Below are 13637 nucleotides of genomic sequence, written 5' to 3' on the forward strand. Positions count from 1 at the left end.
CGCGACAGGCGTAGCCCACCCCTAGGGTGCGAGCCGCGCGAACGTCGCGTCGTGGTGCGAATCTCGCGATCCTGCACGGCGGCGAAAGTCGTCGCCCGAACTGTCCAAAAAGGTCCGTCATGGCCCGTCACGCCTGCATCGCCCTTCCTTTCGCCCGTCGAGCGTCCTGATGGCGGACGGCGCCGCTTCGCCCGCCTTCCTGGGCGTCAGCCGCTCGCTGTCCGGGCGGGCCTGGCGACAGCGGCCGGCCGAGGCGACGACGATCCGCGCCCATATGCAGACGCTGGGGCTGGACGAACCGCTGGCGCGGGCGCTGGCGGCGCGCAAGGTGGCGGGCGAGCAGGGCGCCGACTTCCTGAAGCCGACGCTGAAGGCGCTGTTCCCCGATCCGTCCAGCTTCATGGACATGGACGCCGCCGCCGCCGCCATCGTCGACGCCTTGCAGGCGCAGGCCAGCGTTCACGTCTTCGCCGACTACGACGTGGATGGAGCCTCCAGCGCGGCCCTGCTGGTGCGCTGGTTCCGGGCGCTGGGGGCGGACCTTCCCATCTATGTCCCCGACCGCCTGACCGAAGGCTACGGTCCCAGCGCGCGCGCCTTCGATACGCTGAAGGCGCGCGGCGCCGATCTGGTCATCACCGTCGACTGCGGGGCGGCCGCCAATGAGGCGGTGGCCCATGCGGCGGCCATCGGCCTCAAGGTCGTGGTCATCGATCACCACATGATGCGAGAGGAGCCGCCCGCCTGCCTCGCCGTGGTCAATCCGAACCGGCCGGGCTGCAACTCGGGGCAGGGGAATCTGGCGGCGGCGGGGGTGGTCTTCGTCCTGCTGGCCGCCCTGAACCGCGAGGCGCGCGGGCGCGGCCTGTTCGAGGGCAAGGCCGAGCCCGACATCCGTCAGTGGCTGGACCTGGCCGCCATGGGCGCCATCTGCGACGTGACGGGCTTGACGGGTTTCAACCGCGCCCTGACCAGTCTGGGGTTGGGGGTGATGTCGCACTGGCGCAATCCGGGCCTGCGCGCCCTGCTGACGGCGGCGGGCGCCGAGCCGGGGCCGGCCAAGACCAACCACGCGGGCTTCATCCTCGGTCCGCGCATCAATGCGGGCGGGCGGATCGGCAAGTCGGACCTGGGCGCGCGCCTGCTGTCCACCGACGATCCCGACGAGGCGCGGATGCTGGCGCAGGAACTGGACGCCCTGAACCTGGCCCGGCGCGAGGTGGAGGCCGAGGTGACGGAGCAGGCCGTCCGTCGCGTCGAGGCGACCGGCGCCCACGGCGACGACAGCGCCGCCGTGGTCGTCTCGGGCGAGGACTGGCATCCCGGCGTCGTCGGCATCGTCGCCGGGCGTCTGCGCGAACGCTGGAGAAAGCCGGTCATCGTCATCGGCGTCGACGCCGTCAACGGCGTGGGCAAGGGCTCGGGCCGGTCGCAGCCGGGCATGAATCTGGGGCGGGCGGTGCAGGCGGCCTGGAACGAGGGCCTGCTGATCGCGGGCGGCGGCCACGCCATGGCGGCGGGGCTGACGGTGGCGGCCGACCGCATCGACGAGCTGCGCGCCTTCCTCAACGGCCGCCTGTCGGCCGAGCGCGTCGAGGCCGTGGCCCAGGACTGGGTGGAGGTCGACGCCCTGATCGACCCGCGCGCCGCCACCCGCGACCTCTTCGAGGCTTTCGAGCAACTGGCGCCCTACGGCCCCGCCAACCCCGAGCCCCTGTTTGCGCTGGAAGGGGTGCAGGCGCGCGAGCCCGTCGCCATGAACGGCGGCCATGTGCGGTGCCGTCTGGTCGGTCCGGACGGCGCCTCGGTGCGGGCCATCGCCTGGCGCTGCGCCGACCTGCCGACGGGCAAGGCGCTGCTGGCGGGGCAGGGCGGTCTGAACCTAGTCGGACGCCTGAAGGCCGATGACTGGAACGGCCGTCGCGGCGTCCAGTTCGAGATCGAGGACGTCGCCGATCCGCGTATGGCCTGAGGGCTGTCAGGCTTGGCTGCGAAACGACGCAGGTCTTTGAAAAAGTCGCACAAATCCGCGTCGGCGCGCTTGCCATAAGCGGAATCGGCGGCTATCTACACGGTCCTCCGCGCAGCGGTCCCTTCGTCTATCGGTTAGGACGCCAGGTTTTCAACCTGGAAAGAGGGGTTCGATTCCCCTAGGGACTGCCACGCGGAGTTTTCCTCCCAGAAAATTCGAATGCATTTGCGGCGGCGATAGCTTGTGCGGATTCGCCGTGCTGCGTTCTCGATCCACGCCTGAAGGCAGGCTTTCGTCGTTTTTTTGAAAAAGCGCGAGACGCCCTCTTGCATCGCCGAAAAGGGACGGCTATCAGGCCGCTCCTCCGCGCAGCGGTCCCTTCGTCTATCGGTTAGGACGTCAGGTTTTCAACCTGAAAAGAGGGGTTCGACTCCCCTAGGGACTGCCACGCGGAGCGAATAACGTCTTCTCCCGTCATCGTTATTTCTTTCACCGAGCGACTTCGCGCGGTCTTTTCGCGTGCGCGACATTTGGTTGTCGACAATGTGGCGTAAAAGGGGCAATTTGTATGTTCGAGTTCAGAGAACCGTGTTAGTGTAGCTGACCCGATTGTTGCGGGCGGGGGTTCAAGGTGGCGAGTTGTGACGTGATGGAGCCTATCGAGACCGTAAAGGTCGTCGGAAAGGTCAAATGGTTCGATGCCGGCAAGGGGTATGGCTTCATCGTGCCGGACCAGCCGGAATTGACTGAGGAGCGCGACGTGCTGCTGCACGTCACCAGCCTGCGGGATGCGGGTCATGAGTTGGCCGGCGAGGGCGCGGCCATCGTCTGCGAATGCGCCAAACGCTCCAAGGGCTGGCAGGTCGTCAACATTCTCGAACTGGAGGCGACCGCAGCGCCGGTTCGTCGCGATCCCGTCCGCAGTTCGGCTCACGCCCGCCCGGAAGGCCTGCCTGACGGCCCGCTGGAAGCGGCGGTCGTCAAATGGTTCAATCGCACCAAGGGCTATGGATTCGTGGTGCGCGAGGCTGAGGCGGGCGATATCTTCGTCCACGTCGAGACGCTGCGACGCTGCGGCCTTGACGATCTCCTGCCGGGCGATCCGGTGAACGTGCGCTTCGCCCAGGGGCCTAAGGGCCTGGTCGTGGCCGATATCAGAGCGGGCGGATGACCTTCGTCCGCTAGAGGACGAAGACATGGTGAACCGGCGCATCCTTCTGGCCCTGGCCTTCTCTGCGGTCGCCGCGACGGCGGCCTGCGCCCAGAAGGCGCCCCTGGATGCGACCGGCCGCCCGCTGGAGCCGCTGACGATCGTCACGACTTCGGGCGAGCACGAATTCATGGTCGAGATCGCTGACGACGACGCGAAGCGCCAGCGCGGCCTGATGTTCCGACCGCCTCTGCCCGACGACCGAGGGATGCTGTTCCAGTTCCCCGTGGCGGCGGAGCAGAGCTTCTGGATGCGCAACACGCCCAGTTCGCTGGACATCCTCTACATCGACCCGCGCGGGCGAATCGTCTCGATCGCCAGGCACGCGACGCCCAACTCCGACACGCCGATTCCCTCGAACGGGGCGGCCAACGGGGTGCTGGAATTGCGGGCCGGCCGCGCCGACGAGATCGGCGCCAGGCCCGGCGATCAGGTTAAACACCCCTTCTTTCATCCCTGAGCGACAATAGGCCGTCTCATCCGTTGCGGAGGCGGCTCCGTCGTGTCATGAGGGCGCTCCGTCGGTCCGGGGTGTGGCGCAGCCTGGTAGCGCATCTGGTTTGGGACCAGAGGGTCGGAGGTTCGAATCCTCTCGCCCCGACCACGGCTTAAGCCCCTTTGGGCTGGATGAGTTGTATACTTATCCAAGCCGCCGAAGCGCTGACTTTCGACTAGCATTACCAAGAGCAGACGCCCGCGAGTATCCGCCAAGGGTGGAAGTGGTCATCGGGTGGAGAGCAAACGGCGCTGGGCTAACTGCTCATAAATGCAGTCTTCTTTGATTTTATGTTCCGAAACGCTCTCGGGAACATGGGCAGTTCATGCATTTCCGACCGGCTGGGGTTGAAACTGCAGAAGCCCACACCTCTCGGCTGCCTCAACCACCTGAGTACGAATGGCCCACTCGTCATCAGGGCCGATGAAACAGCCCGAGATTGATAGAGTGCTCGCGCCGCGCGCAGGCGGACGCCGCGAAGGTTAGGTCGTGAAGCGAAGTTCGCTTAAGGGTGGCTAGCGGACCTTAAGCGAGTATTGTTTGGGCTCGACAGGGGAGCCGAAATGAGCCGCGACGCTAGAGTGGGGTGGAGCTTCTGCCTGATCACCGCCGCCTACCTTTTGATCGCTACGTCTGGGTTATCCGTGCTCGTGATGAGTCATTGCGTTCTTAGCGACGCACAGATCGCTGCGGGTCAAACCTGTGATCAACCTGCGGACCGTTTTTTCTGGCCCGCTGTTCTCGTTGCTTCGGTCGGGTTTGTCGTCGTCGAGGGGCTACTTCTTCTCTGGGCTCTCCGGAAGTAGTGATGAGCGGAGGTCAGCTGCGGGTCGTGAACCGAAATTCGCTTAAGGGTGGAAGGCAGACATGGGCAGGGGCATAATCTGGCTAGAATGAACGGAAGGCTTGGGCAACACACTCCATGACGACAGAGAGACGGCGGCGGGCAGCTGTTATCGGTGGCATTGCCTTGGTCATGATCGCCGGTGCGATTTTTTGGCGGCTGGCGCCAGTTGGGGCTTATCCACCTGTCGCCATTTATGCCCTCGTCATCCCGGTCAGCGCTTTCGTTCTAGGTCTTCTGCTGCTTCTGAAATCTGAGTTCATCGACCTTCTCAATATTACGAGAGTGGAAAGGAAAGCCGCTACGGATCGTCAGAAGGCTGAACTTTCTAGGGTGACGGGGCCGTCGATTGCTCTGTTGATCATTCTATTTTTGGCGGGTGCGCTGATGTGGGCCGCGCCGATGGCAGATGGCCGATTTGGCTGGGGCGGTACAGCGATCGCCACGTCTCTATATTTTTCCGGCCTAGCGGTGCTGCCACTCGTCTCGCTTTTGGGAACGCTGCTTCGATTTCGAGAAATCGATATTTTAGCTCAGCGAATCTGAAGTTGCGACCGTCCGCAATGGGTTGAAAGCCGCCCTTAGCCCTCATCGCAACCCGCCCATCGCACCGGCGTCTCTGACGCGCGTCAGGTCGAGGCGTAGCCGCCGTTGATGGCGTAGGAGAAGCCGATCGGCAGGGCGGCGCGGACCTGGGTGAAGAAGGCGGCCAGTTCGCCCAGGGTCGAGCGCGGCACGAAGATGATGTCGCCGCGCCGCAGCGACAGAATCTCGGCGCGCGGCGCGCTCAGGTCGATCGCCTTCATCATGCGGACATCGCCCGGTCCGCGGCGGATCAGGGCGCAGCGTGAGGCTCTGGACGACGGTAGGACGCCGCCGGCCATGATGACGGCCTGATAGGCGTCGATGTCGCCCGGCATGTCGAACACGCCCGGATTGCGCACCTCGCCGTCGACCCAGACCTTCAGCGGACCTGCCTGGCGCAGGGTCACCTCGACCTCGGGCCGCAGCAGGTGAGGGGCGTAGGCCATGGAGATGTCGGCCTCCAGTTCGGACAGGCTGCGATCCGCCGCCGTGACGTGGCCCAGCAGGGGCAGGGACACCCGGCCGTCCGGGCCGATCTTCAACTGGCGGGTCAGCTCCGACGCGGTCGGCAGGGCGACCTCGATGTCGTCGCCGGGATAGAGGCGGTATTCGGGTTCGACCTCGGTCCAGTCGGCGAAAGGCAGGCCGGGCGGGAAATCGTCGACCGCCGTCGGACGCGGCCGTCCGCCGCCCGACCCGGCGCCGCCGGCGCAGCCGGTCAGGCCGGCGGCCAGCGCCATGAGGATGAGGCGGCGATCGAAATTCATGGTCGGGGACGGTCCAGGCGGAGAAATGTCGTCTTCTGTCAAGCTGACGGCTTATAGGTAACGCGTGGTTAACGCGTGGCCCTCAGTGTGGCGCACAACAGTCATCGACCGAGAAATTCGCCTTTTATGCGTTCCTCCCTCGCAGCAGCCCGTCCCCGTTACGGCGTCGTCGACGTCGTGGCCCTGCTGTTCCGCGAGTTGGTGCTGATGATCGTGATCTTCCTGGTGATCGCCGCTCTCGGCGCGGCGTTCGTCATGACGATGAAGAAGACCTACACGGCCGGCGCAAGCCTCTTCGTCGGAGTGGGACAGGAATACGTCTATCAGCCGCGCGTGGGCATGGGCGAGCGCGCCATGCCGCCTTCGGCCAGCGAGGTGGCCCAGTCCGAGGCCGCCATCCTCAACAGTCTTGAGGTCAAGCGCCGCGTGGTGCGCGCCCTGGGCGTCGAGAGCTTTCAGGGCGGGGTCCCTTCGACCGAGAGCCCGGCGCGTCAGGAAGCGGCGGCCATCCGTTCGGTGGCCGCGGGGCTCGGCGTCGAGGTCACGCCGCTCAGCCCGGTCGTGGGCCTGAGCTACAAGAGCGGTGATCCGGCCAAGTCGGCGCGGGTGCTGAACACGGTGATCGACCAGTATCTGACCTATCGACGCGAGGTCTTCCAGGATCGCGCGACCTCGGCCATCCGCACTCAGCGCCAGACGTTCGAGCAGGAGCTGGCCGACGCGGATCGCGCCTATGAAGAGTTCCTGCGCACCAACGCCATCGGCGATTTCGCCACGGCCAAGTCCACGGTCGCCAACAGCTATCAGTCCGTCTTCACCGAGCGGATGGGCGTTCAGGCCCAGCTGCAGCAGGCCTCGCAGCGTCTGACGACCCTGGCGGCCCAGCTGGCGCGCACGCCGGCCGAGGTGGCCCTGTACCAGGATCTGAATGTTTCGGCCCAGGATCTGATCCTGCAGCTGCGCACCGAGCGCGAGAGCCTGTTGGCCCGCTATCAGCCCGACGCCCAGCCGGTGCGTGAGATCGAGTCCAAGATCGCCCAGCTTCAGGCCTATGTCGGCTCCGGCACGGCTGTCGGGGCCAAGGAGGTCCGCACCGGCCCTAACCCCGTCTGGGTCGAGCTGGAGACCACCCGCATCAACGCCCAGGCCGAACGGGACTCCCTGGCCGCCCGCCTGGCGGTTCTGGACCGCCAGCTGGGCGATCTGCGCGCGCGTCAGACGCGCCTGACCGAGCTGGAGTCGCGCAACTCGACCCTGGCCGGAAACCGGGAGGTGCTGACCGCCTCGATCCGCGAGTTCCAGCAGCGCGAGACCCAGAGCCGCGCCGACAACGAACTGGTCAAGGCGGGCGCCGACAACGTCACCGTCATCGAACGCGCCCAGCCGCCGTCGAAGGGCAAGAGCCTGCGTTTCCCCCTGATGATCGCCGTCCTGGCCTTCGCCGGATTCACGGCCCTGTGCGTGGGCCTGCTGCGGGTCTTCCTGCGCCGGGGCTTCGTCATGCCGGCCACGCTCAGCCGCACGCTGCAGGCGCCGGTCCTGGCTGTGGCGCCCGCCAAGAGCGCCTGAGCCCTGCGCGTGCTAGGCTGGGACGAAGGGCGCACGTAACGATTCGCATGGTCGATCTGACGACGGAAATGGCGGGACTGTGGGCGGCGCTGGGACCAGCGCCGGCTCATCGCGGCCGCGTGATCCTGTTCGCCGCCGCCCAGACGGGCGAGGGCGTCTCGACCGTGGCGCGCGAATTCGCCCGCATGGCGGCCGTGCGCGGCCGTCGCCCGGCCTGGCTGGTGGACGGCGATCTGACGCAACAGGCGCAGATGGAGCAGGTGGAGGCCCAGCCCGATCGCTTCGGGCGGCTGGGACCTGCGGTCCAGGCCTCTCCGGACGGTTCTGCCTTCTTCACGGTGGCGCCGCCGATGCGCGGTCGCGACGGGCGCGCCGTGGCGCCGGGGCGGCTGATGACGGCTAAGGCCTGTCTGGGCGGCCGTCTCTACGTCACGCGTTTTCACAATGAGGTCCTGCGCGCGGGCCAGCGGGCCGAGGCGGTCAATGATCCGCGCTACTGGACGCGCCTGCGCGCCCACGCCGACACCATCGTCATCGACGCCCCGGCGGCCGATCGCAGCGACATGATCCTGACCCTGGCGCCGCTGGCCGACGCCGCCGTCCTGGTGGTCGCGGCCGAGACGACCGACGCTGCCGGACCCGTCGCCCTGCGCGACGAGATCGACGCCCAGGGCGGCCGCATCGCCGGGGTGGTGATGAACCGGGCCAAGTGGAAGCCGCCCGCCTTGCTCAAGCGGTTCATCGGCTAAGTCGAGCTAGGACCGCTCGGCCGCGCGTTTCAGTCGGTCCAGCTCGCGTTGGCCGTAGAACTGCGGTTCGAAGCCCTTCATCCAGAGGATCTTGCCCAGTCCCCGCGCCGTACGGTCGGCCATGTCGGCGCGCCTGGGGTGGCGGATCAGGCTGAGGGCCAGCGTCGCCGCGCCCCAGACCGTCGTCTGCGCCGCGCCGACGGCCATCCAGCGCGCCACGCCGGGCCAGTTCTTCGCTTCGGCGGCGGTCTGGCTCGGTCCCTGACCATAGGCGAAGGCGCGCGTCAGGGCGTAGCGCAGGGTGGCGCGGTGGGGCGGGGCGAACTCGTCCACCCAGGCGTCGGCGGCCCAGCCGAAGCGGCCGCCGCGCGCCTCAAGGGCGGCGAACAGCACGTCGTCCTCGCCGCCGATCTGATCCGACCCGACGTGGAAAGGCTGTTCGCCGGGCAGGGCCGTGGCCCGAACCAGAAGGGAGTTGCCGCAACCGTGGGCGTGATCCAGCACGCCGTCCCGGTCCGGTCCGTGACGGCCGAAGAAACGCTCCAGATAGGGCGTGGTCCAGCCGGTCCCCTCGGGCACGCGCCCGCGAATAGGGCCGAAGACGGCGTCGGCGCCGGTTGCCGCTTGGGCGCTCAGCAGGGCGGCCAGCCAGCCAGGCGAGGCGGCCTCATCATCATCGAGGAAGGCGATCAGGGGCGCGGAGGTGGCGGCCAGTCCGGTGTTGCGCGCCGTGGCGACGCCGGGACGCGGCGCGTGGACCCAGATCAGGGGCGCGGGCGATTCCGACTGCAGGGCCTCGACCGTTTCGCGCGAACTGGCCTCGGGATCGTTGTCGACGACGACGATCTCGCGCAGGCGCGCCGCCACGTCTTTCTGAGCGAAGACCGAGCGCAGGGCCCGCGTCAGGCTGTCCAGACGGCGCATGGTGGGGATGACGACGGCGACGTCGGGCGCGCTCATATCGCCTCCGCATAGAGGGCCGCGCGATACAGCCGCAGGGCGAAGGCCCGCAGGCCGGTCGGCAGGATCGGCGCGCGGGCGGCGGCCTTGATCAGCGAGCGCAGCGCCTTCAGCCCCGGTACGGCCTTCAGCATCTTGGCGACGCGATAGCTGGGGTAGGCCGACACGAAGTCGGGATGACGCGCTACGACGCGTGCGAAGTTCGGGGCCGACTGTTCGTATTTGGCGGCCAGGGCCTCGACCGTGTCCAGACCCATGTGGGTGGCGGGATTGTCCAGATGCACCACCTCGAACCGACGCGAGACGCGCATGGCCCACTCGACGTCCTCCCAGCCCCAGCCGCTGAAGCCGGAATCGAAGGTCTCCGTATCGAAGACGTCGCGGCGGACCAGCAGATTGGAGGTGAAGACGTATTTCTCGGGCTGTTCGGCGCGCTGGGCGGCGGGGATGCAGTCCGACCGGGCCGCCATGTGGCGATGGACGGCGAAACGCGCATCCTGCGGCGCCTGCAACAGGGAGAAGCCGCCGAAGGCCACAGCCGGACGCACGTCGCGCGCCAGATCGACCCACGTCTTCAGGAAGCCCAGATGGTCGGGCCTCATGTCGCTGTCCAGAAACAGGAAGGTCTGGCCCCGCGCGGCCTGCGCCAGGCGGTTGCGGCCTTCCGAGCGCCCCTGATTGGCGCTGAGAGAGATGAGGCGCACGGGCAGGGCCATGCGGTCGATCAGGGCGTTCAGGCGCGCGGTCAGTTCGGCGTCATTGGTGCCGTCGTCCAGCACGATCAGTTCGGCCTGTCCGGCCAGCGTCGCCGCCTCGGCGTCGAGCCGCTGCAACAGGTCTGTGGGATCGTCTCGCAGGAATGGGATCAGCACCGACAGGATCGGTTGCGCCTGGGCCCATGCGGAGCTGTCGTGATGAATCGCCGAACTCATGCCGCCTGCCTCCGTGCGCGCAGGAAGGCTTTCAGCCGCACGCTCAGGTCGCGCACCCCGGCCGCGTTCAGGGCGTAGGCGACCACGCCGTAGACGATCACGCCTACGCCGGCGTCCAGCATCAGTTCGGCGAACCCGCCGATGGCCGGCAGCATCATCACGACGCCCGCCATGACGGCGGCGGCCAAACCGCAGCGCGCCAGCGCGTTCCACGGCACGGGCAGGGGCAGGATGCGCCGCCCGATGGTCATGGAGGCGGCCAGACCCAGCGCAAAGCTGATCGCCGTCGCCCAGGCCGCGCCCATGACGCCGAAGCGCGGGATCAGCAGGACGTTCAGGACGATGTTGCTGCCCGCGGGAATGCTCATGGCCAGCAAGAGCCAGCCCGTGCGGCGGCCCAGGGTGAAGGCCTGTCCGAAATAATAGGTCGTCATGCCCGACAGGAAGGCGCCCAGCGCCACCCACGGCGTGACCGAGGCGGCGACGGTGCGCAGGTCTTCGCCGATCATGAACTCCGCCAGCGGCCGCGCGACCAGGGCCACTCCCACGGCGGCGGGCAGGCCGATGAGAACCAGGGTCGAGGCCTGCTCCCTCGCGGCGGTTTGCAGATCCTCGCGCCCGCCGCGTTCCAGCGCCATGACCAGAGCCGGAGCGCCCGCCGCGCCCAGCCAGACGAACATGACGTCCAGCGTCCGATTGGCGATGCTGTAGGCCGCGTGATAGGCGCCGACCGCCGCCTCGTTCATGAACAGGGCCAGCAGGAAGCGGTCGGTCGAGGCCAGCACCACGGTCAGGCCCAGGCCCACGGCGATGGGATAGCCATAGACGGCGTAGGCCTTCAGACGCTCGCGATCCAGGCGCCCGCGCCGGGCCTCGCGCAGTTCGGCGGGCAGGACGAAGGGCAGGGCCGCCAGCGGCGCCAGCAGCATCCCCGCCAGCGGCGCCTCGGCCCCCAGGCCCAGCAGGGCCAGACCGACGCCGAAGGCCAGCCCTGCGACCGCGCTCCAGATGTCGATGGCGGCGGCGGGACCCACTTCGCCCGCGGCGCGGAACCGCTCCTGCGCCAGCTTCAGGAAGCAGCGCACGGGAATCCCCGCCAGCGCCACGGTCAGCGGCAGGCGGAAGTTGTCCGGCATGGGCCACAGCCAGACGGCCAGCCCGGCGACGGGCGTGAAGACGGCGGTGATCAGGAAGGCCGCGCGGTACAGGCTGGCGAAATGCCCGGCCATCTGGGCTTCATCGGACTGGGCCGCCCAGAAACGCGCCATGGAGGCTTCCAGCCAGCTGAACGTCGCCACATGGGCCAGCGTCAGCACCGAATAGGCCAGGGCGTAGCGCCCGAAATCCTCGGGTGACAGCAGGCGCGTGAAGATGATGATGGTCAGAAACCCGACCACGCCCTGCACGATATTGGCCGGCAGGTAGCCGAACACCCCCCGCCAGAACATCAGCGCACGGCCATCCGGTCGCCCAGCAGCACGGGAACGGTCATGGCGATGATCCACAGGTCCAGCCAGAAGGACTGGCGCTCGATGTATTCGATGTCGAGCTGCACGCGGCGACGCACTTCATCCGCCGTATGCAGCGGCCCGCGCGAGCCCTTGATGGCGGCCCAGCCGGTCATGCCGGGCTTGATGCGGTGGCGATGGGCGTATTCGGCGACCAGACGCGCCGACTCGGCGTCGCCGGTCTTCATGCCGATGGCGTGCGGGCGCGGCCCGACCAGGGACATCTCGCCGCGCAGCACGTTCACCAGTTGGGGCAGTTCGTCCAGGCTGGTGGCGCGCAGGAACTTGCCCAGTCGCGTCACTCGATCATCGCCTGCCGTCACTTGGCGGCTGGCGGTGGCGTCGGAGGCTTCCTGACGCATGGTGCGGAACTTCCACACCACGATCTCTTCCTGGTTGAATCCGTGGCGGCGCTGGCGGAACAGGGCCGGACCCTTGCTGTCCATCCGCACGGTCAGACCGATCAGGAACAGCGCGGGGCTGAGCACGACCAGGGCCAGGGCCGACAGGATGATGTCGAGGATACGCTTGTTGAAGGCGCGACGTTCGCCGTCCACTGCGCCGCCCAGCAGGGGCAGGGAGGCCGAGGCCAGCTTCTCCAGCGCCTCGTTCCGCTGGGCCGCGCCCCTGGGGTCGACCAGCATGGTCAGGGGGATGGGCAGGGCCTCCAGCCGATGCGTCAGGGCGCGGACCCGCGCCTCGGCCTTGGGATCGATGGCCAGGATGACGCGGTCGATATAGGGCGTCAGCCGGTGCTCCATCAGGGCGTCGGTCCCGCCCAGCACCGGGACCCCCGCCAGGGCGTCGGGCGTGCGGGCCAGGCGATCATCGAAGACGCCCAGGATATTCAGGTCGCGACGATCCAGCGCCTCGCGGATCAGGGCCTCTGCGTGACGCGTGGCGCCGACCACGACGACATTGGGGGTCAGGTCGCCGCGGCTTCTCCACTGGGCCACCAGCATGCGCCAGATGGTGTGCAGACCGGTCAGCAGCACCGCCGAGGCGATCGCCCACCAGCCGTATTCCGCCAGCGGCGCTTCCCCGCCCAGCAGGGCGAGGCCCAGGAGGCCGGCCGCGGCCCCGCCGACGCCCGCGACGGTCGCGACGCCGGCCAGGTGGCGCGCCGGGGCTCGCGTGCGGTCAAATCGATACAGTCCCAGCGAGCGCGCCAGGCCCAGGGTCAGCAGGCAGCCGACCAGAATGGGCAGGGCCTCGATCAAGGTGACCTGCATCAGGCCGCCGGGGTTCATGCGGCCAATGGCCACAAGGCACAGGAAGGAGGAGGCGACAATGTCGACGCCGCGGAAATAGAACACGCGCCGCCGCGCCGCTGCGCGCTGCCGGGTGTTCAGCCATACGTCCGGACGCAGCGGCCCCCGCCGAGCTCGGCCGGCGCGCCCGGTCTCCGCCGCCGGCGCACGTGCTTCGACCAAGGCTGCGCGATTCGCGCGCGCGCCTTCGGCTGCGGAGCCCAGTGTGTCAGCAGGGGTGATAGCCAAGTCTTTTTCCCGAAATCGACCAAAATGGGGTGCGAACCCCGTGTCACATGCCACTCTTATGCCGGGTTAACACAAAGGGTGTCAGTTCCGCATTGCGAAGCGCCGCGCGACTCGCTATCCACGCGGCCTGCCGGAGACGTGGCCGAGTGGCTGAAGGCAACGGTTTGCTAAATCGTCGTACCCTGTAAGGGGTACCGAGGGTTCGAATCCCTCCGTCTCCGCCAGAATTCCCATACAAAAAGAAGATGTTGTCAGCCTTGGCTTTGCTGGGGGCCGCCGGCCTTGGCTTCGCTGGGGCGGCGTACGGCGACGCCGTGTTGGCGCAGGATGCGGCGGGCGACCTCGGGCGCGCCGATCATGGGCAGGGGCTGGCCGAAATGCTCGCGCCACAGTTGGTCCAGACGAACTTCCTCCGGAGTGAGCAGGCGGGTCATTGGCGAGTCCTTGTTACGCAAGCCTGCCGCTTTTAGGCCTTCCTGACCGAGACAAACGCAAACTCATGTAAGCTGGACCATATGTGATGGAACCCGCGGGATATTGGATATC

General features: G+C 67.8%; 12 protein-coding genes and 4 tRNA genes. 10 read left to right on the forward strand and 6 right to left on the reverse strand.

Annotated features, from left to right (window positions below; all coding sequences use genetic code 11):
* The first annotated feature begins 169 nt into the window (after positions 1–169).
* From recJ to ACWGL1_RS03920, 7 genes are all read left to right on the forward strand, one after another.
* Complete coding sequence (gene recJ, locus ACWGL1_RS03890) at positions 170–1972, forward strand: single-stranded-DNA-specific exonuclease RecJ (RefSeq protein ID WP_452111238.1); 1803 nt, start codon at positions 170–172, stop codon at positions 1970–1972.
* A gap of 116 nt (positions 1973–2088) precedes the next feature.
* Positions 2089–2163: transfer RNA gene (locus ACWGL1_RS03895), tRNA-Glu, on the forward strand.
* A gap of 182 nt (positions 2164–2345) precedes the next feature.
* Positions 2346–2420: transfer RNA gene (locus ACWGL1_RS03900), tRNA-Glu, on the forward strand.
* A 201-nt stretch (positions 2421–2621) separates the two neighbouring features.
* Entirely contained in the window at positions 2622–3143 is a 522-nt protein-coding gene (locus ACWGL1_RS03905) for a cold-shock protein (RefSeq protein WP_452111402.1), read from the forward strand.
* Between the two features lie 25 nt (positions 3144–3168).
* A complete protein-coding gene (locus ACWGL1_RS03910) occupies positions 3169–3642 on the forward strand; it encodes a DUF192 domain-containing protein (RefSeq protein WP_452111239.1) in 474 nt (157 codons plus the stop codon).
* A 67-nt stretch (positions 3643–3709) separates the two neighbouring features.
* Positions 3710–3786: transfer RNA gene (locus ACWGL1_RS03915), tRNA-Pro, on the forward strand.
* An 862-nt stretch (positions 3787–4648) separates the two neighbouring features.
* Positions 4649–5068 (forward strand): hypothetical protein, encoded by a 420-nt coding sequence (locus ACWGL1_RS03920; RefSeq protein WP_338575699.1) that lies wholly within the window; start codon positions 4649–4651, stop codon positions 5066–5068.
* Positions 5069–5151: 83 nt separating this feature from the next.
* On the opposite strand, the gene ACWGL1_RS03925 is transcribed toward ACWGL1_RS03920, so the two are convergent.
* The gene (locus tag ACWGL1_RS03925; protein ID WP_452111240.1) at positions 5152–5874 is read right to left on the reverse strand and encodes a polysaccharide biosynthesis/export family protein; all 723 of its coding nucleotides are present in this window, start codon (positions 5872–5874) and stop codon (positions 5152–5154) included.
* A gap of 126 nt (positions 5875–6000) precedes the next feature.
* Between ACWGL1_RS03925 and ACWGL1_RS03930 the strand changes: the two genes are divergently transcribed.
* On the forward strand, positions 6001–7443 hold the full coding sequence (locus tag ACWGL1_RS03930; RefSeq protein ID WP_452111241.1) for a GumC family protein: 1443 nt from the start codon (positions 6001–6003) through the stop codon (positions 7441–7443).
* Between the two features lie 47 nt (positions 7444–7490).
* Positions 7491–8192 carry a hfsB gene (locus tag ACWGL1_RS03935; RefSeq protein ID WP_452111242.1) on the forward strand — a complete coding sequence of 234 codons (702 nt, stop codon included), beginning with the start codon at positions 7491–7493 and terminating at the stop codon, positions 8190–8192.
* 6 nt (positions 8193–8198) lie between these two features.
* On the opposite strand, the gene ACWGL1_RS03940 is transcribed toward ACWGL1_RS03935, so the two are convergent.
* Genes ACWGL1_RS03940 through ACWGL1_RS03955 form a run of 4 tightly spaced genes read right to left on the reverse strand, consistent with a single transcriptional unit; the run spans position 8199 to position 12908 of the window.
* A complete protein-coding gene (locus ACWGL1_RS03940) occupies positions 8199–9152 on the reverse strand; it encodes a glycosyltransferase family 2 protein (protein ID WP_452111243.1) in 954 nt (317 codons plus the stop codon).
* A complete protein-coding gene (locus ACWGL1_RS03945; protein ID WP_452111244.1) occupies positions 9149–10084 on the reverse strand; it encodes a glycosyltransferase family 2 protein in 936 nt (311 codons plus the stop codon). The genes ACWGL1_RS03940 and ACWGL1_RS03945 overlap by 4 nt, the downstream gene beginning before the upstream one ends.
* Entirely contained in the window at positions 10081–11532 is a 1452-nt protein-coding gene (locus ACWGL1_RS03950) for a lipopolysaccharide biosynthesis protein (protein WP_338575688.1), read from the reverse strand. The genes ACWGL1_RS03945 and ACWGL1_RS03950 overlap by 4 nt, the downstream gene beginning before the upstream one ends.
* Entirely contained in the window at positions 11532–12908 is a 1377-nt protein-coding gene (locus ACWGL1_RS03955; protein ID WP_452111245.1) for an exopolysaccharide biosynthesis polyprenyl glycosylphosphotransferase, read from the reverse strand. Before ACWGL1_RS03955 ends, ACWGL1_RS03950 begins: the two co-directional genes overlap by 1 nt.
* A gap of 315 nt (positions 12909–13223) precedes the next feature.
* On the opposite strand from ACWGL1_RS03955, the gene ACWGL1_RS03960 reads away from it, so the two are divergent.
* A tRNA-Ser gene (locus ACWGL1_RS03960) sits at positions 13224–13315 on the forward strand.
* Positions 13316–13342: 27 nt separating this feature from the next.
* Here ACWGL1_RS03960 and ACWGL1_RS03965 read toward each other — a convergent pair.
* The gene (locus tag ACWGL1_RS03965; RefSeq protein WP_452111246.1) at positions 13343–13525 is read right to left on the reverse strand and encodes a hypothetical protein; all 183 of its coding nucleotides are present in this window, start codon (positions 13523–13525) and stop codon (positions 13343–13345) included.
* Positions 13526–13637 lie beyond the last annotated feature (112 nt).

The sequence above is a fragment of the Brevundimonas sp. NPDC055812 genome (assembly GCF_053616535.1).